General features: G+C 68.7%; 13 protein-coding genes. 6 read left to right on the top strand and 7 right to left on the bottom strand.

Annotation, left to right across the window (positions count from 1 at the left end; translation table 11 throughout):
- Positions 1-77: 77 nt before the first annotated feature.
- Together OHN74_RS00175 and OHN74_RS00180 are read left to right on the top strand one after the other, a co-directional pair.
- Positions 78-446, top strand: coding sequence for a hypothetical protein (locus OHN74_RS00175; RefSeq protein ID WP_327692425.1), 369 nt, complete (start codon positions 78-80; stop codon positions 444-446).
- A 23-nt stretch (positions 447-469) separates the two neighbouring features.
- On the top strand, positions 470-2,089 hold the full coding sequence (locus tag OHN74_RS00180; RefSeq protein ID WP_327692426.1) for a hypothetical protein: 1,620 nt from the start codon (positions 470-472) through the stop codon (positions 2,087-2,089).
- A gap of 329 nt (positions 2,090-2,418) precedes the next feature.
- On the opposite strand, the gene tpg is transcribed toward OHN74_RS00180, so the two are convergent.
- Positions 2,419-2,976 (bottom strand): telomere-protecting terminal protein Tpg, encoded by a 558-nt coding sequence (gene tpg / locus OHN74_RS00185; RefSeq protein WP_327692427.1) that lies wholly within the window; start codon positions 2,974-2,976, stop codon positions 2,419-2,421.
- A gap of 3 nt (positions 2,977-2,979) precedes the next feature.
- Positions 2,980-5,214 carry a telomere-associated protein Tap gene (tap, locus tag OHN74_RS00190; RefSeq protein ID WP_327692428.1) on the bottom strand — a complete coding sequence of 745 codons (2,235 nt, stop codon included), beginning with the start codon at positions 5,212-5,214 and terminating at the stop codon, positions 2,980-2,982.
- Between the two features lie 259 nt (positions 5,215-5,473).
- Between tap and OHN74_RS00195 the strand changes: the two genes are divergently transcribed.
- Both OHN74_RS00195 and OHN74_RS00200 read left to right on the top strand, forming a co-directional pair.
- Positions 5,474-5,728, top strand: coding sequence for a hypothetical protein (locus tag OHN74_RS00195; protein ID WP_327692429.1), 255 nt, complete (start codon positions 5,474-5,476; stop codon positions 5,726-5,728).
- Positions 5,729-5,850: 122 nt separating this feature from the next.
- Entirely contained in the window at positions 5,851-8,340 is a 2,490-nt protein-coding gene (locus OHN74_RS00200) for a hypothetical protein (RefSeq protein ID WP_327692430.1), read from the top strand.
- Between the two features lie 739 nt (positions 8,341-9,079).
- Here the strand turns inward: OHN74_RS00200 and OHN74_RS00205 are convergent.
- Positions 9,080-9,271 carry a hypothetical protein gene (locus tag OHN74_RS00205; RefSeq protein ID WP_024126132.1) on the bottom strand — a complete coding sequence of 64 codons (192 nt, stop codon included), beginning with the start codon at positions 9,269-9,271 and terminating at the stop codon, positions 9,080-9,082.
- A gap of 121 nt (positions 9,272-9,392) precedes the next feature.
- Here OHN74_RS00205 and OHN74_RS00210 point away from each other — a divergent pair, with 121 nt between their 5' ends.
- Positions 9,393-12,089, top strand: a complete 2,697-nt coding sequence (locus OHN74_RS00210) for a helix-turn-helix domain-containing protein (protein WP_327692431.1) — start codon at positions 9,393-9,395, stop codon at positions 12,087-12,089.
- Between the two features lie 129 nt (positions 12,090-12,218).
- Positions 12,219-12,608 (top strand): hypothetical protein, encoded by a 390-nt coding sequence (locus tag OHN74_RS00215; protein ID WP_327692432.1) that lies wholly within the window; start codon positions 12,219-12,221, stop codon positions 12,606-12,608.
- A gap of 46 nt (positions 12,609-12,654) precedes the next feature.
- Here OHN74_RS00215 and OHN74_RS00220 read toward each other — a convergent pair whose 3' ends face one another.
- The 4 genes from OHN74_RS00220 to OHN74_RS00235 form a co-directional block, all read right to left on the bottom strand.
- Positions 12,655-13,740: a hypothetical protein gene (locus tag OHN74_RS00220; RefSeq protein ID WP_327692433.1), complete on the bottom strand. Its 1,086-nt coding sequence runs from the start codon at positions 13,738-13,740 to the stop codon at positions 12,655-12,657.
- Between the two features lie 74 nt (positions 13,741-13,814).
- Complete coding sequence (locus OHN74_RS00225; RefSeq protein WP_327692434.1) at positions 13,815-14,042, bottom strand: hypothetical protein; 228 nt, start codon at positions 14,040-14,042, stop codon at positions 13,815-13,817.
- Positions 14,043-14,827: 785 nt separating this feature from the next.
- A complete protein-coding gene (locus tag OHN74_RS00230) occupies positions 14,828-16,075 on the bottom strand; it encodes a hypothetical protein (protein WP_327692435.1) in 1,248 nt (415 codons plus the stop codon).
- A gap of 270 nt (positions 16,076-16,345) precedes the next feature.
- Positions 16,346-17,137, bottom strand: coding sequence for a hypothetical protein (locus OHN74_RS00235; RefSeq protein ID WP_443060529.1), 792 nt, complete (start codon positions 17,135-17,137; stop codon positions 16,346-16,348).
- Between the last annotated feature and the right edge of the window lie 188 nt (positions 17,138-17,325).

The following is a 17,325-nucleotide window of genomic DNA, read 5'->3' on the forward strand; positions in this document are numbered from 1 at the left end:
GTCATAGGCGAAGGCCGGGCAGCGGTTACGCAACATCTGACGGTTGACAGCGTCGAAGGGCACCGAGACTCTGAGATATGGAGCCGCTTTCTTTGATCGCTACCGCCGTCATGGCCGGTGCGGCCGTCGGTCTGAGGAATACCGCGAGTGACGCGGTCAGGGATCTCTACGCGGGCCTGAAGAGAAGGATGAGCAACCAGGACGCCGAGCGCTTACCTGCCACGTCGGCTCTCGAGGGCGCCGACGAAGAAGCCGGGGAACCGGAGAGCACGGACGAAGTCACGGCGCAGGATGCGCCTGAGACGCGCACTACCGACCCGGCCGGTGCCCGGGGAACGTCCGGCGGACATCACGTCGCCGTCATAGACAGTGAGGGCATCGTTGTGGGAGACCACACCAGGACGCAAATGACCTTCAACGGCAAGAAGAGCCGGAAACGGCGCTGAAGACGTCCTTGGGTTTCGACTGCATGCGGGAAGGGATCGCCGTGCGCGTGATCGGTGCTGCCCTCGGGGTGATCGTGGTCGTGCGGCTCGGTGCATGGGCATGGTCGGCCGCTGGCCGGGCCTGGCATGCCTTCATGTCGGCCCTGCTGGACGCCCTGATACACGTTGGGTTGGCCGTCGGAGTCCTGTGCACGGCGGTGGTCGTCCTGTTCGTCGCCGGTTTGGTCGTGAGCGCGTTCCACGAAGCGCTGACGTCACGGCGTAAGAGGCGTACGTCGCCACAGCGACGCCCGGTTACGGCCGAGCCGGACGCCGTCCCGCAGACCCCTTCAGCTCCCGCGACGACTGGTCCGGTAACGCCGGTCATCACGGGCACCCCCATCTACAGTCCCGACACCTCAAACAGTTCCGAGACCACGCCCATGCCGGACACACCGGTCATCCTCATCATCGGCATCCCGGACACACCAACCACCCTCATGATCGCGGTCCCCGCGTCATCACCGACTTCCCGAGGCAAGCGCGCCACACCACCGACCACTTCGTTCCCACGGGACGATGCCGACGTCACTCGCGGGCGAAAGGTCCCTTCCCCCGGTGGCTCCCGGCCCCCGCGCCCCGTTCCCGCGCGCCCCAGCCGTACGCTAGACAACGCGGCGGCTGGCCAACAGGCACCAGCTCAGCAGGTCTGCTCGACAGGCCTGGAGCAAGCCAGTCCGGACGAGCCGGTTCCACCAGTCCTGATGCTGGAAAACTGCCGCGGCATACAGATAGGCGATCGCACCAAGAAGTACGTGCTGTATGAATACCGCGTTCAGGCCCCCGCACCCCAACTCGCCACACTGCTGCGCCGAGCAGACATCCGTGAGGACCTGGTCCGCCTGTGGCTGTCCCCCGGAGACGATGCCCGACGCGCAGCAGTGGTCAACAAGCTGTGTCAGGGACGTCCGTATCACCTGGTGCCCCGTGCCGCCCTCGACCTGGGTTCCGCACGGCGGCCGGGCTCCGCCCACACCTCACGTCCCTCGTCGCCAGACGTTCGCCTGCGGACAGTCCAAAGCCCCGACGGACCGGTCGTCATCCGCCGCTCAGAAGGAGTACAGATCGGCGACCGCACACGCCAGGACTGCCACTTCGTCTACCAGTGCAAGGGGCCGCGGATGGACACCCGCGAGCTGTTCGCCGCTTCGCCTTCCACTGCCTCCGCCCTTGTGGACGCCCTCATCAGCCGTAGCAAGTCCGTCGACACGGAACCTTTTCAGGCGGCGTTCACCGACGCTCTGCGGGACTGTCCGGTGTCGTCCTCCGAGCGGGGCACCGTGACCCGGACGCCCTCCACCACCGTCGTCGACGGCGTGGACGGCGTCAGCTACGGACGGAAGAACAAGATGACCGTCGATAGCGCCATCGACCCCGTGGTGTCGGCCCGGCGCGTGCACAGGGAGGTGGTGCGGCAGCAGCACGCCGTCCAGCGTTATGCCGAACGTCAGATGCGCTCCGCCCCGCCGGATAGCCGGCCGAGTGTCAGTGACACAGCGAGCGATCTCGACCGGACGGCATGGCGTCCTCAGCATCGGTACGAGTCACCGTCGGAGCGCGGCCCCGACCGGGACTTTCCCTCAGCACCCGGCATGTCGTTCTGAAGATGGGCGCCGACGGCCTGCCGACCTGGTCGCCACGTCACCGCCCGGCCTCGGTGAATGAGCGTCCCTCGGATTCTTGGGCCGTCCCGCCGCCCGTGTGCCTTCGCTCCACTGCTTGATGAGCTCGGACAGCGTCATGGGCGGGGCGAGCACGTCATGCAGGGTGTGGACGCGGGCCTTCGCTGGTTGTCGCGCTCCGACGATAGCTGAGTGCCACCCGGCGTTGATCAACAACTCTGAGCACCAAAGCGGCCAACTGAAGCACTCAATGGCCAACTGGAGCGCTCAGTCACAACAACCGGGGACGAGGCGCTGACGTGGGGCCGGAGCTACAACTCGATGTCGAGCCGTTCCACGTCGGTGAACTCCACGCCCAGCCCGTGCGCACGGCTGTTGTTGGCGCGGAAGTACATCTGCGCGAGGCCGTCGGCCGCGATCTGCTGGAGCTGCTGCTCGTTGGCGCCCTGCTCGCGGGCGGTGAACAGGCGGTCGGCCCACTGGGGCGGCAGGGCCTGGGTGATGTCGCGGATCCGGGCGTCCTCGGTCGTATCCCCGGCGGCTTCGAATCCGAAGCGGGCGCGGGTGGAGACGACCAGCCCGCCCGTGGACGCCGCTTTCTTCCGCGCCTTCGCGCGGATCTGCGGCTGCCACCTCTTCTTGACCTCGCGCTCCAGGCGGCCTCGGAGGTCCTGGCGGGGCCGCTTGAGCTTGCCCGAGACGTACCGCTCCACGGTGCGCTGGGAGATCCCGAGTGCCTGGGCTGCGGCCTTGGTGCCCTTGAGCTGTTTGACCAGGTACTTCATCTGCGCCTGGGCGCTCTGCGGGATGCGGCGGGTGAATGCCCCCTCCAGCGCGCGGTCCAGGCTGTCCCCGAGTGAGTCGGCCATGGGTTACTCCCCTTCTCCGGCGCTCTGGTCGGTCTTGATGAGGTTGGAGAGGTTGAAGACGCCGCCGCGTTCCTCGAACTGCTGCTCTGCCCACAGCACCGTTTGGGTGCCCTGGTGCTTGACCATGCCGGGCGAGACCCCCAGCCGGAACGTGCCCGGTACGGGCTTGCCTTCGTCGGTGAGCGGCAGGATGTCCAGCGGGGACGGGCCGGGCGAGGGGTAGACGATGGCGTCGGTGCCGATGGAGGTCGGGTACAGGTCGGCGGCGGCCGCCGTCTTCATCAGCTTGCGGTGCAGGCCCACGCGCTGGTTGGCCAGCACGGCGGCCCGGATGTCGGGGCGCCACGTCTCCCGCTTCAGCGCCGGGTATTCCTCGTAGTACGGGACCTGGCCCCGGCTGCGCTGGCGCAGTTTGCCGATGCCGCCCTTTGCCGTCGCCTTGATCGCGGTTTCCAGCAGCGCCATCGTCGGGTCGGCCTGCTTGCGCTGCGCCATCGCCTCGAGGAATTCCTGGCCGGTGAGGTCGGTGGTGACGCCCATGTCGGCCATCGTCTCCACGTACGCGTCGCGCAGCCGCTTGTACCAGGGGTCCAGGTAGCGGCCGGTCTGGGTTCGCACGTGCGCCTCGATCGGCGCGACGTCGAAGCCGAGCTCCACCGCGTAGGCGACGGTCGGGGTGGCGTACCAGGCCGGGCCGGTGGGCCGCTCGCCCTTCGGCGTGAACGGGCTCGGCAGCCTGTCCCCGTCGACGGTGCGGCCGTTGATACGGACGCGGGACAGGTCGACGTGGGAGAGGTCGACCAGCCATGAACCGGGCAGCGACGCGTCGAACGTCGGGTTGCCGGTCAGGTGGGTCGGTCCGTTCAGCCCGACGGTGAGGCTGTTCGCGGCCGCGGCGAACGACATGTTGATGTCGACCGCGACCAGGTACGGGTTCGCGCACTCCTCATCGGTCAGCGGCCGGCACCAGTCGTAGGGCTCCTCCATCAGCATCTCTGCCGGGGTCCGCAGGTGGTGCCGGGCGAACTTGTCCTTCAGCTTCGGGTGTTCGTCGGGGACCTCGCACTCCACCACGTCGTACCGGGCGGTGAGCGCGTCGTCGTTGAAGGCGGGCTTGAACTCGCCGGTCGCCTCGTCCTTCTGCGCACGGGTCGGCGGGCGCAGGGCGACCATCAGCTCCAGGCCGGTCGTCGCGGTGCTGCCGCGCGGCGTCATCACCCGCGCCGCGTACAGACCGAGGTAGCGGGCGAGGTCAGCCGGATGCATCGTCAGCAGCAGCTGCGGGTCGTTCTTCGTGCCCCACTCCCGGGTGTCCAACGCGTTCCAGGACAGGATGCACAGCTGGACACAGCGCCGCCGGGAGCCCTCGGGCTCACGGAAGACGCGGGCCCACGGACCGAGGCCGCGCTGGGTGAGCTGAAGGCCGGCCTTGGCGATCTGCTTGACCACCTTGTGGCTGTCCGGCAGCCGGTTCGCATGCCGCTCCTCATCCGACAGGGCGGCGGGCAGGCCGTAGCGCTCCAGCGCGGCCGGGGTGAGGACCAGGACCGGGTCGGCGTCACGGCCGTTGCGGTGCAGCCGGGCCTGCCCGAGCCGGGCTTCGGTCAGCGTCCAGTCGACCAGCGCCGGGATCGACTTGGCGGGCACGTCCAGGACCAGGCCGCCGACACAGTACGCCGACACCTGCCCGTCCTCGCAGTCGACGACCGCCAGCGGCCCGTTCTCGAAACGCGGGTCCATGGCGGCGGCCGGCGCCGTGGTCTTCTTCGCCACCGACTTCTTCGCACCCGGGCGCCGCGACGACGCGGCCGCCGGCTCGCTGCGGCTCGCTCTCGGACGCGGCGCCGCCTTGGGCGCCGGCGCTTCCGGCGCCGGAAGGTCAACCGGGACCTTCGGCGGGGGCACGTATCCCCCATCGCCGGTCTGCCCGATCGTCTCCGCGAAGTCCGGCATCGGCGGCGGCTTGTACGGGTCAGGAGTTGGGGCGGGGAACCGCACGGCGAGGCCCTCCAGGAGCCTGGCGTAGGCGGCGCGCTTCGGCGGCCGCGGCTCGGTCCGCCCGGTCTCCCAGTTCCCCACCGCCTCCCGACGGGCGTCCAGCGCCGTAGCGATCTGCGCCTGACTCAGGCCGGCGGCCTCACGCAGACGCTTGCGCTCCGCGGGGACCGGCAGATCATCCTGCGCGACTTGCTCCAGCAGCGCATCGACGGCGCTGAACAGCTCGTTCTCAGTGGACACAAAGGTCACCTCCAATAGACAACATACCCGATCGCGCATTGATTCGCGCCCTCACTCGCGCATAGATCGCGCACATGATTGAAATGCAACACACGGGCGGGTAAGCGGCGCAACGGCTGTTCGTACGACCGAGATTTTTACTTGGCGGACGAGCGCAGTAGTTGTCGGACGCCGTCAACGTCAGCGGCAGGTGTCAGCGCTGGGTGACGGCTCGGGAAGCATCCGCAGGCTGTAGAGCACGTTGTCGTGGAAGCGGTCGATGATGTCGCCGCAGGTGACCATCTCGGCGGCGGCGAGGTCCTTCGAGGGCCTGGCGCTGGGCGGCGTCGCGGGGGTCGATTCAGCCGTCGACCCAGATGCGGAGGAGGACCTCGGCCTCGGCGGGCTGGATGGGGCCGCGGATGTCGGGGCGGGGGTTCTTCCGCCCGGTGACGGCGTCGCCCTGGTGAGGGGCGAGGACGTCGAGGCGCGGTGTGGCGGTGTATGCCGCAGGCCGAGCGCACCGCCGGTGTAGCGGCGTCCCGCTCAATGAGGGCGTCTCGATGGATGCGCGTCGAGTGGCGGAGGAACGGGTCCAGCCATGCCGAGAGCGTCTGCCACATGGCAGGAAGCCGGCAGGCTCGCGATCCTGGGGCTATGTCCAATGTGACGGAGATCCGCGTGCACGGCGTCAGCGGGACGCCCCCGGAGAGTCTGCTGGAGGTTGTCGATCTCAGGCAGGTCGACGGGGATGACACCGCACGATTCCTGCAGCGCTCAGTGCCGCCGCCCGAACCGCCCGTGAGAGAGGCATTTCACTGGGGGAACATGACCTCCGGGTCGATCCTCAAGGCCATGTGGCTGCTGCTCGCGCCGTTCGGACTGATCAATCTGGCCCGCTACACCCTCCCCATGGCCGTCACGACTCCCGGAGTCGCCGACACAGAGCAGAAACGCTGGGCGCGTGTAACCGCCGACGTCTTGCTGCGGCTGCTCGGCCTCGTACTGACCCTGCTGCTCACCGCAGCGGTCGCCTTCGTCGCGCTCGACCTCATCGCGTGGCAATGCGGCAACAGCATCCGCTGCGTCGCCGACAACAGCTGGCTGCCCTTCTCCGACAAACACCCCTCAAGCTGGCGGCTGCGCATGCTCCTGGGCGTCGCGCCACCAGTCGCACTGACCATGCTGCTGGTTCAGTTCGGCCGTCAGGTCTACCTCTATCCACCCCGGGTGACGCCGGCACCTGGCGCAGCGCAGCCACCGATGGAGTGGCTGGACGGCGTGGGCGCCCTCGCTCAGAAGGAGTTCTGGGCCGCGTCGCCGCGCGCCCCCATGCTGCGGCTCTTTCACACCACTGCCTGCGTTGCCCTGCTCTCCATGCTCGTCGCCTTCGCCCTGATCAAACCGGTCGCCGGGCTGCGCGGCGGCGACGAGTGGGTGGACGAGGTTCTCTGGGCTCTGTTCGGGGCCGCCGCGCTGATCGGACTGCTTTGCACCGGCTGGACGGCATGGGGCTACCACCCCAAGGGCGACCGGCTCAGATCCGATCCCACCAGCAACGACGCCATCCAGATCCCGTGGGCCTTCCGCGTGGTCCGCTGGCTCACTTGGGGCGTACTGCTCGCCGTGTTGGTGATCGCCTTCTTCTTCGGACCGCGCTACTCCTCTCGGGGCACAGGTCTGCTGCCTGTCCATCTCAGCGGCTTCACCTGGGTGCTCAACCTTCTGTACGCAGCCGCTGCTGTCCTGCTGCTCTTCCTGGTGGGCATCACGTTCCTGCTGAGCCGCCTCATCCCGGATGCTGCTCCGACAAAACATTTTCGGCGGATGTGGGGCGGCATGGCCTGCCCCACTCTGGCGAGCTTGGCCGTTCTCCTGGCAACCGGCTTCACTGCTGGCTTCGCGATCCAGATGTCCAGGCTGCTGGGCGACCTCGTACAGCCGAAGGAGAACCCCAGCCAGGACAAGGCTCCGCTCGTCCTCCCCGACGTATTCCATCTCACCGCTCTGCTGTGGGCGGGCCTTGTGGCCGTCGCCTTTGTATGCGGGCTCTGCCTGTTCTTCTGGTACTTCTTCCCCGGGTTGGGCCGTTCTCTCAAGGGCCGGATCAGTGACGACTACAACGACGTTTCACCCGCGGACCTACCGGAGCGCACGGTGTCGAAGATCGCCAAGGCATGGCGGCGGGGCTCCCTGAAGTTCAGGCTGCCTTTCGTCCTGGTGGTCTTGTCGTCCTTCAGCTTCATCTTTTCGCTGGCTCAGGGGTGCCTCGCCGGCCATGCGCTATGGACGCGGTCCGGCGTGGCGTTTCAGCGAGTGCAAGAGCTGCTCTACGAGCGCGTCTGGTTCGACGTGAAGTTCTTCGGACTGGCCGATGACGTCGGAGCTTGGGCTCTCACCGGACTGGCAGCCGCACTGGCGTTCGTCGGCATGCGAGCCTTCCGTGATCCGCGGTGGCAACGCCCAGTCGGTGTGGTGTGGGACCTGCTGGCATTTTGGCCGCGTCTGGCCCATCCCATCGTGCCTCCCCCGTACGGCGGGCGGGCCGTACTGGCATTGGCCAAGCGCGTCCAGGACAAGACTGGCGGCAGCGGCAGGGTCGTTCTCTCCGGGCATAGTCAGGGCAGCGTGATCTGTGTAGCCGCCGTACTCCGGGTGGGTGCCGAGACAGCACCGCAGCCGACGACAGGGGCGCAGCCGCCGTTGTCCCGGGTGGCGTTGCTGACTCACGGTTCGCAGCTCTTGTGGGCATACTCACGGCTGTTCCCTGCGTACCTCGGGGAGCGCCTGTTGCGGGACGTGTACGAGAAGAAACTCGAAGGGCGCTGGCGCAACCTGCATCGATGGAGCGACTACCTCGGCGCTCCTGTCCTCGCCCACCCGGTCTCGGGACGGCTACGGCCGACACTGGACGACGCTTGGGAATCGATCGACGGGAACAGGCCCGCAATCAACCAGTACGGCACCACAGTGGGCCCTGACATCTGGTACCGCGCCATCGGACCGGAGATCCAGCTTCGCGACCCGCACCGGGTCGTCGCCACCGATGGCTACCCTGTGGCTCCGCTGTTGGCGCACAGTTCCTACTACTCCGATCCGGCCTACGAAGAAATGGTGCAGCAACTGATCAACCAGCTTTCCGGCTGACGTGTCCAGATCGTCTCCCTCGACAGCCCAACAGAGCCCTCGGGGCCGTACGCCGCGACCAGCGCGCCCTTCCCGTGGCAGAACAGACAGCGTGATTGCTCGTCACTTCGAACGACGCCTCGCAAGCGAAATCCGTCGGACTGACCAGCGCCTGGAGCAGCCCAAGCCCAGCCGATGGAACCCATGTGTTACCGCCCTCGGCATCCGTGGCAGTGAGCTGTGCCGCGGCCCGGGCTCCTATTCGTGACCCCGGATCATCTAAGCCGTCGCCCACTGACACATGTCATGTCGCCAGCACTGACACCACTCTCGCGTCGTCCGGCAGATCTTGCGGTGGTCGCGGGCTGGCGCCCCGTCTGGAGCGTCCTTGACCACTTGTCGTCGCGTCGGCGAACGGTGAGGGATCTGCTGGGCATGCGGGATCAGCTGCTGACGATCATGTCGCTACCATCAGTCACTCAAGGTGATCAGTGCGGATGCCGGTCTGCTAACTATCGCCCTCCAGATCCGCCAACCAGTTCCCTCCGCAAGCTGGCGACCTGCACCGAAGAGAGTGGTCTGGAGTGCCGGGCGCAGCATGACGACGGCATAGAACCGGGGCTGCCAGGCTGAGCAGGTCCGGCCCGCAGGGTGATTGGGAGCTCCACCGTGCCCTGGTGACGTTCTATCCCCGCTCCGGCCTGTTCCAGGGAGCGGAGCCGTACCTGCTCCGTACGTAGGACAACATCCGTCTGGCGATTCAAGCGAACAGTGCTGCGAGGGCTGCGGTCACGGTCGCGGCGAGAGTGAGGACCGCTGTGAAGGCGGCGGCGGCCCGGGTGAGTGCGGTGGGGTACGTGGCGCCCTCCATGCGGGCGAGTTTGCCCGCGCCGGCGGCGGCCAGCAGTGCGACAACGATCACGAGCGCGGTGGTCAGAAGGACGACGGCCACGAGGACTCCCGGTAAGTGGTGGGGCGTTGACGTGGTCGAAGGTCATGGAACCGGTGTTCGCCGGGGTTCGCCGGGACGAGAATGAACACCGGCGAACACATCGGAGCCTCGGGGAAGGTACATGGACGAGCAGAACGGCCACAGCCCGCAACTCACCAAACTGCGCGGGAGACTGGCCGACGGGCTGGCCCGGACCCGGTTGAACCAGACCCAGCTGGCCCGGCGGGCAGGTCTGGGACGGACCACCGTCTCGGAGGCGCTCTCTCCTCAGAAGCCGGTGCCGTCCGCGGAGACGGTGGCGGCACTGTCACGCGCACTGCAGCTGCCCGAGGCAGAAATGCTGGCGTTGCAGCGCACCGCGGTCCAGCAAGCAGGCACAAGTACGACAGAGGGGCCGGGCCGACCCATTGGAGAGTGGACGCCGCATGACCTGGAGGTCCACCGGGCCGGACCCGGCCCGACGGCCGCGGGCCCCGACATGTCTGCAGAGCGGGCTTGGCCCGCCTATGTGCGCCGCGAGCATGACCGGGTGCTGGACAAAGCAGTCGACGACACCATGGCCGGCCGCAGTCGGATCATGGTGCTGGTGGGCGCCTCCTCGACAGGCAAGACACGGGCGTGCTGGGAGGCCGTCCAACCCCTTGCCGATCAGGGGTGGCGGTTGTGGCATCCCTTCGACCCGACCAGGGCGCAGGCTGCGTTGGAGCAGCTGCACCGCGTCGGGCCCCGTACGGTGGTGTGGCTGAATGAGGCCCAGCATTACCTCGGCGACCGGGCAGTAGGTGAGCAGATCGCGGCAGCCGTGCACCGTCTACTGGTCAGCCGGGAGCGCGGGCCCGTGCTGGTGCTGGGCACGCTCTGGCCCGAGTACGCCACCCAGTACACGGCTCTGCCCTTACCGGCCGAGCCGGATCTGCACAGTCGAGTACGAGAGTTACTCGCCGGCCACCTCTTGGCAGTACCCGATGCTTTTGACGCCCCGGCCCTGGCTGAGGCCAGGGCTCTCGCCAAGGATGGCGACTGGCTGCTGGCCGACGCCCTCACCCGTGCACACGCCGACGGCCGGATCACCCAGGACCTGGCCGGTGCTCCCGAGCTCCTCAACCGCTACCAGCATGCCGGCCCAGCCGCCAAGGCAGTGCTGCAGGCCGCGATGGACGCGCGCCGCCTCGGCGTCAGCTTGCACCTCCCCCAGGCCTTCCTCACCGATGCCGCCACTGACTACCTCAGCCAGAGCGACTACGACCAGCTCACCGACGGTTGGGCAGAGCAGGCATACGCCGAACTCTCCAAGCCTGTCCACGGCAAACAAGCTCCCTTACGACAGACCACCCCCCGCCCCCTGCGACGCCCGCCCGCCCCTGCCTCCGCCGCCACAACGGGCGCAGAGGCAGGGAGAGGACCTCAGTTCCGGCTCGCCGACTACCTCGAGCAACACGGCCGCACCAGCCGCCGTCACCTGTGCCCACCTGCATCCTTCTGGCATGCCGCCCTCACCCATCTCGCTCACCCCGATGACCTGAACCGCATCGCGGATGAAGCTGAGAAACGCCTTCGGCTGCAGTGGGCTCACCACTTGCGCCACCAAGCCGCCGCCCACGGAAGCCCTGTGGCCCTGGCCTTACTAGCGGTGCTGCGTGCGGAGGCCGGGGACCCGGACGGCGCCGAAGTCTTAGCCCGGCAGGCCGCTGGCCATGGCAACACCGACGCCCTGCGCCAACTGGCTGAGATGCGGGAAGAAGGCGGGGACCGGGATGGTGCCGAAGCCCTGGCCCAGGAGGCCGCTGGCCTCGGCGACACCGACGCCCTGCGCCAACTGGCGGTGACACGCGAACTCGCCGGGGACCGGGATGGTGCCGAAGCCCTGCTTCGTCAAGCCGCTGGCCTCGGCGACACCGACGCCCTGCGCCAACTGGCTGAGATGCGGGAAGAAGCCGGGGACCGGGATGGCGCCGAAGCCCTGATCCAGCAGGCCGCCGACCACGGCGACACCGACGCCCTGCACCAACTGGCGGTGACACGCGAACTCGCCGGGGACCGGGATGGCGCCGAAGCCCTGGCCCGGAAGACCGTCGTCTACGGTGACGCCATCGCCCTGCGCCAACTGGCTGAGATGCGGGAAGAAGCCGGGGACCGGGATGGCGCCGAAGCCCTGATCCAGCAGGCCGCCGACCACGGCGACACCGACGCCCTGCACCAACTGGCGGTGACACGCGAACTCGCCGGGGACCGGGATGGCGCCGAAGCCCTGGCCCGGAAGACCGTCGTCTACGGTGACGCCATCGCCCTGTGCCGGCTGGCGGTGATGCGGGAGTCTGCCGGGGACCGCGCAAGCGCGGAAACCCTGGCCCGGCAGGCCGCCGACCACGGCGACACCGACGCCCTGCGCCAACTGGCGGTTATGCGGGAGAAAGCCGGGGACCGGGATGGTGCCGAAGCCCTGAGCCAGCAGGCCGCCGACCGCGGTGACACCATCGCCCTGTCCCAACTGACAATGATGCGGGAGTCTGCCGGGGACCGCGCAAGCGCGGAAACCCTGGCCCGGCAGGCCGCCGACCACGGCGACACCGACGCCCTGCGCCAACTGGCGGTTATGCGGGAGAAAGCCGGGGACCGGGCGAACGCGACAATCCTGGCCCGGAAACTTGCCGACTACGGCGGAGCCTCTATCGAATACGAACACACGGCCTGGGCATCGATGCTCCGCTTGCGATGGCCACACGGTATGGACCCGGACGGCACTCCGACGGCCCCCTGGCAACCGATGATGGATATCCCGTACAGCCCACTCACACCATCCGCCGCTTCATCGCCATAGGCATGCTGTCACTTCGCGGTTCGTTGGCCCGGTGCTGGTCACGGCGCGCATGAACCTCGAGCACGCCCACGAAACACCAGCCACGGCCGTCTAGCGTGCTCGGACGACGCCCCTCACTCGCTGGTCGTCATGGAATCGGCAGGCAGTGGTGCTGCGTCCCCGTACAGGCACACATGGACGCCGTCCTGGGGCCTCTGGCCGCTGGCGGCAGCCCCGGTCCTCGGCGATGTCGTCCTGATCGACTACAGCTGGAACTCCTGCACAACGACCGAGGGCGGCTTCGTCGATGGCCACGTCGCCGCGCCCGAGGGGGAAGTCGACGCCGACTCCCTGGAGTCACCACCTGAACCGCGGCACCCACCGCGCGCTGGTGAGCTCTACCCGCTCCAGGGAGCGGAGCCGTACCTGCGCTCGCTCGCCAATCGCAAGGACGTCGTCGCCAGGCTGCGTACAGCCCTTGCCGAGTGGGAGGAGGTGCAGCGCCGCGCCGTCCCCACCCCTGCGTCGGCGGTCGGCTGAGCGGCGCGCACTCTGCCGCCAGCCGCCCGCGCTCTCCAGAGCTGGCTTACGAGGCGGCCGGTGCGGTGTGCTGGAACGGCGCACTGGGCGCTCGCCGCGACATCGGCCGCCGGAGCCCGGACGGGCCTCGGACGCTGAGTTCGCCGTTGTCCGCCCGGCGCAGCATCTCGCCCGCGTTCTTCAGCGCCATGACGACCCGGGTGCGCAGGCGGGGGTGGAACGGCATGGCAAGCGGGACGAGAGCGGCGATGGCGGTCGGGTTGGGGATCGAGCTGTTACGCAGTTCGCGGACGACCTGGTTGAAGGCGTAGCCGAGCTTGTTCGGCAGCTGGACGTGGGAGCGCTGCAGAGAGGACAGCAGCAGCGCCAGCATGTCCTCGTACGCGGTGCGCAGGGCGTTGACGCTGTCGTACGACACGATGTTGGCGGCGAACAGCCCGCGGCCGCGCTCGAGGCGCTCGAGGATGGCCTTGAGCATCTTCAGGTCGATGTCGCCGGCGTACCGCAGGGGCTGTTCCACCCGGGCCAGCAGCTTGCCGCCCTCCACGCCTTCCCTCCAGGAGAAGCGACTCAGGAGGTGGAACCACGCCTCCTGACTGCGCAGCGAGTGGACACCGCAGCCGATAAGAATCTGGTAGAGGATCTTGGCCCGCAGCGGGCGCGCGCCGCGCAGGACGGCCCCGTACGTGACGTGGGAGTAGCCGGGGGCCTGTTGGGCGAGGGTGCGGTGGCTGAGCCCGTTGAAGTCCAGCAGCGTCTGCAGGAGCTCGCGCAGTTCGCCTTCGTCGGTGACCTGCGGCGGGATGAGGTTGCCGGTGCGATCCCACCGGCGCAGCGCCTCGCGGCACAGATCCCCGGTGACCCCGGCGGCGGCCAGGCGCAGGCTCTCCCAGCGCGCGCTCCAGTCTTCGGGATCGCCGCCGCAGGCCAGGACGTAGCCGTTGACGGTCGCCCAGGTGGGCAGTTTCTTGCCCGCGTGGGCGTTCGACAGCGTCGCGGTGGACATCCCGCTGTGCTGGGACATCATCGCCAGCGGCGGGTCGCCGGCCTTCTTGCGCAGCGCCTGGAGGTCGCGGGCGAAGGCCACCAGCGGGTCGTTGCTCTGGGGCAGTTGGTTCATGGGACGGGCCACGGCGTCCATCTCCTTCCCGAGCCCGGAACGGGGCCGGGGCCCGTCGGTGGGACGGGCCCCGGCAGGGGATCGGGTCAGAGCAGACGCTGACGTAGTTCGGCCGCCAGCAGTCCGCCGGCACCCAGGATGGCCAGGGCCTCCTCCAGCTTCATCCCTCGGGCGAGCAGGACGACCAGCGCGCCCAGGAGGATGACCAGCAGGAGTAAGGACGCCAGCGGCGAGGATTGCGTGGCGCTCGCCGGGGTGTGCGCGCACGGCCCGTTCTGCTCAGCAGGAACGGGCTCAGGAAGCAGGAAAGACAAGGAAGTTGACTCCCAACAGGAGGCGGGTGGTCGGTAGCGGTCCGGAACTTGGTGCTCAAGTGCCTTGCAGGGCACAGGACTTCACGCCGGTGGTTGCAGCCACATGCGTCAGCGAAGCCCACGTTACCCAGGCTTACGCTTGACGATGCCGATTCAGTTCCCATTGGAGGCAAGCCGTAAATAAAGCGCTGACCTGTTATTTAACGGCTGGAACGGAATTGTTTAAGGAATGGTTCGTCGCCGGATTGAACATCCCGCGAATCAGGCGCGTAGTCGCAGGCCGCGGCGGGTTTGGCCTGGCCACGAGAAACTATCTGCCTACATCTCTTGGCCAAGGTTAATTATCCCCCCATGATTGAGCTCGTTCCCACGTGCGCGTGACGTACGCGGCCCGCGGGTCGCGCATGCGCGTACAAGAGAGGCGCAGGTCCAACGGTCCGGACACGCACCGCAGAACGCAGGAGGCCCCGTTGCAGCGGGGCACCTCCGCAAGGTGGCACGGCCAACAGGTCAGCCACTGGACTTCCTTCCGCCCGACGATGACGACTCTCGCGGGCCGAAGGGCATACGGCAAGAGGGCAGGGCCCGGCGGAATCCGCCGGGCCCTGCCCTCTTGCTCACAGCCGCTCCCTCGTCACCGCCTGCCGGCGTGTCTCAGACGTCGGGACGGTGCGGGCCGCCGAAGTCCTCGTCGGTGAACGTCCCGAGCGCTGGCAGGAAGCGCAAGTCCCTGCAGGTCTCCCGGTTCTCCACTCGCGCGACGATCTCGTACGGCCTTCGCCAGGCTACGAGTCGACGAGGTACGCCTTCTCCCCCATCATCAGCGGCGCATCGGCGGGCCCCTTGATGTAGGGGCCACGCCAGATCACCCGGTGCTCCTGGCGACTGGGGTACCACTGCCGCACCTTGTGCATCCGCACCGGCCACCGGTGGTGATACTCCCGCTTGGTGTCCCCGGCCGGGTCCGATGGACGGGGCGAGGGTGCGACGAGCCGGATCACCCGCACATCGGGATCCTGCGGCACGGACGCGTCACTACTGCCCGCAGCCGTGCCCCCGGTGGCCCGAGGCGAGCTGATCGCCGTGATGCCCTGGGAGTTCAGCCGGAAGAAGGCGAACATGTAGCGGCCCACGAAGTCGTCGTACGGGTCCTCCACCCGGCCGCCGCCCCACTCGCCGGTCTCGGGGACCGGCTCGGCACGCCACTGGGAGGCCTGGGCGCGGGCGTTTTCCATCTCACGGTAGAGCTCGGAGAGGTGCGCGAGCGTTTCGGAGCTCTCCTCCGCGAGGCAGGCGTCGCCGCGCATCCCGTACATGCCGTCCGGCATCAACGGCGGCAGGGGGCTGCCGGAGGCGCGCGCCTGGGAGACCGCCTGGCGCCATCCGGTCGGCTGGACCGGACCGTCGCGGTCCATGAACGTGGTCACCTGCACGCCGGGGTACTGGGCGGTGGGCAGGATCTGGTGCTGGGTGACGAACTGCCAGCCGAACGCCTTGATGTCCGACAGTGAGCCGGTGCGGTTGACGACCACGACCGGTTCCGGCAGCACCAGCAGCGCGGTGGGTACGAGGATGTCCCGGTCGCGGTGAAGGGTACTGACGTCGGCCGGCTCGAGGGTGGCGGCCGCGGCCATGACCGCTGCGTGCGCGGCCGGGGAGATGACGAGGACCTCAGCCTGTCGCAACACTTTCTCGATCTGGCGGATCTCCCACCCGGCGGCTTCCCCGGCCGCCCGGGGCCACGGCGGCCGGTGGCCCTGTTTGCCCAGCGTCATCGACCATGCCGCATCCCGCGCAGTGTCCCCGGGCCGGTCCGCGATATCGGCGAGATTGCTGTGGAGCAGCACGGCGTACAGCTCGCTGACGACGTTTTTGATGTTGGAGGCGAGCATCGTCTGAACCCACGAGTTCCCGGCCAGAGACCGCCCGGTCTGCTCCCGCAGACGCCGCGCTGCCCGGGCAGCACCGGTCGCCGTCCACTGCTCGGCCTTGTCCCTGCTGCGCTCCTTCTTGCCCCGGCTCGCCTTGCCCACCCGACAGCCTCCCCCACCACCATGGCCAGTTGCCGAAGCCGTACCCGACCTCCGAGATCCGGACACGGCACGATCCAGCCGATGACCGCTGCCTTCAGGAGCTGGCTGATCACCCTGCTGACGCTGCCTCATCCTTTACGCCAGGGTGCGGTGATCGGAATCGACAGACGGAGGGGGCGTCCGTGGAAGCACGGATGTGGGACGCGCTGGTCGGCGTGATGAAGGAGGCGTACACCGCGGGACTGGGCGAGGGCGCCGTGCCGCGCCCGGTCATGATGCCGCTGGTGCACGGCGAACTGGTCGGGCTGATCTGGGTGTGTCCCGCCAGGTGGGGATGAGGTGGAGGGCGCTGAGGTGTTCCTCGCTGCGGCGTCTGCTCTGGTAGGCGGTGTGATGCTGGGTGAGGTCGGGGCTGGTGCGGGCGAGTTCGGCGGCGCCGGCGTGAACGGTTTCGACCAGGTGCTGGACGTCGTCGGGCAGCGTGAGAGTGAGGGTGCGCTGAGGCAGGCCGGCGAGGCGGCCTGCAGCGGCGTGTGTGAAGAGGGCGGGTTCCAGGGTGCGCCAGGCGGCCGGGATCAGGGTGCGGCCCCGGTGGTCGGTGGGCTGCAGGATGCTGAGGCGGGGCACCCCTTGGCGGCGCAGCCAGGCGGGCCTGCGGTCTGCGCCCGTTCCCCACAGGTTCTCGAACCGCCACAGCCGGCCCAGGCGTTGCAGGAGCTTCTCGAGGGAGGCGAGGTCGCTGACCATGACGTCGACGTCGATGTCGAGGCTCATGTCGAGGAGGCTGGTGGTGACGATGACCAGGCGTGCGGGGCGCTCGCCGGCGGAGCCGAGCCGTTCGCGGGTCAGGCGGGTGAGGGCCTCGCGCTGATGGCCGGGCAGGCGGGCGTGCAACAGCAGCAGCTGGCCCGCCGGGCCAGGGCAGGGTGTCGTGGAGGTGCTGGTAGGCGGCTTGGGCGTCGGCCATGGTCGCGCACGCCACCGCCGCGCAGCCCCCGCCCTGGACAACGGGGGCGATCTCGGCGCTGATGCGCTCCAGCCGGCTCTCCCGAGCGGGGGCATCGTCCGGGTCGGTGTGGGAAGAATGGCGTACCGGGTACAGGCGCAGGGATGCGGTCCGGCGGTGCCGTTGGGCGTGGGCCTCGCCCGCGCGGGAGTCCATGCGGGTCAGGGAGGCATCGGCGGCCGCGGCGAACAGCCAGCCCGGGTAGGCGGGTGCGCAGTCCAGACCGGACGTGCTGCTGGGCCGG

This window comes from Streptomyces sp. NBC_00459, assembly GCF_036013955.1.
Taxonomy (GTDB): Bacteria; Actinomycetota; Actinomycetes; order Streptomycetales; family Streptomycetaceae; genus Streptomyces.

Coding starts and splice junctions, on each gene's coding strand:
- OHN74_RS00175 (WP_327692425.1), top strand. CDS start 78: ATGGAGCCGCTTTCTTTGATCGCTACCGCCGTCATGGCCGGTGCGGCC.
- OHN74_RS00180 (WP_327692426.1), top strand. CDS start 470: ATGCGGGAAGGGATCGCCGTGCGCGTGATCGGTGCTGCCCTCGGGGTG.
- tpg (WP_327692427.1), bottom strand. CDS start 2,976: ATGGCCGACTCACTCGGGGACAGCCTGGACCGCGCGCTGGAGGGGGCA.
- OHN74_RS00195 (WP_327692429.1), top strand. CDS start 5,474: ATGATGTCGCCGCAGGTGACCATCTCGGCGGCGGCGAGGTCCTTCGAG.
- OHN74_RS00200 (WP_327692430.1), top strand. CDS start 5,851: ATGTCCAATGTGACGGAGATCCGCGTGCACGGCGTCAGCGGGACGCCC.
- OHN74_RS00210 (WP_327692431.1), top strand. CDS start 9,393: ATGGACGAGCAGAACGGCCACAGCCCGCAACTCACCAAACTGCGCGGG.
- OHN74_RS00215 (WP_327692432.1), top strand. CDS start 12,219: ATGGAATCGGCAGGCAGTGGTGCTGCGTCCCCGTACAGGCACACATGG.
- OHN74_RS00235 (WP_443060529.1), bottom strand. CDS start 17,137: ATGCCCCCGCTCGGGAGAGCCGGCTGGAGCGCATCAGCGCCGAGATCG.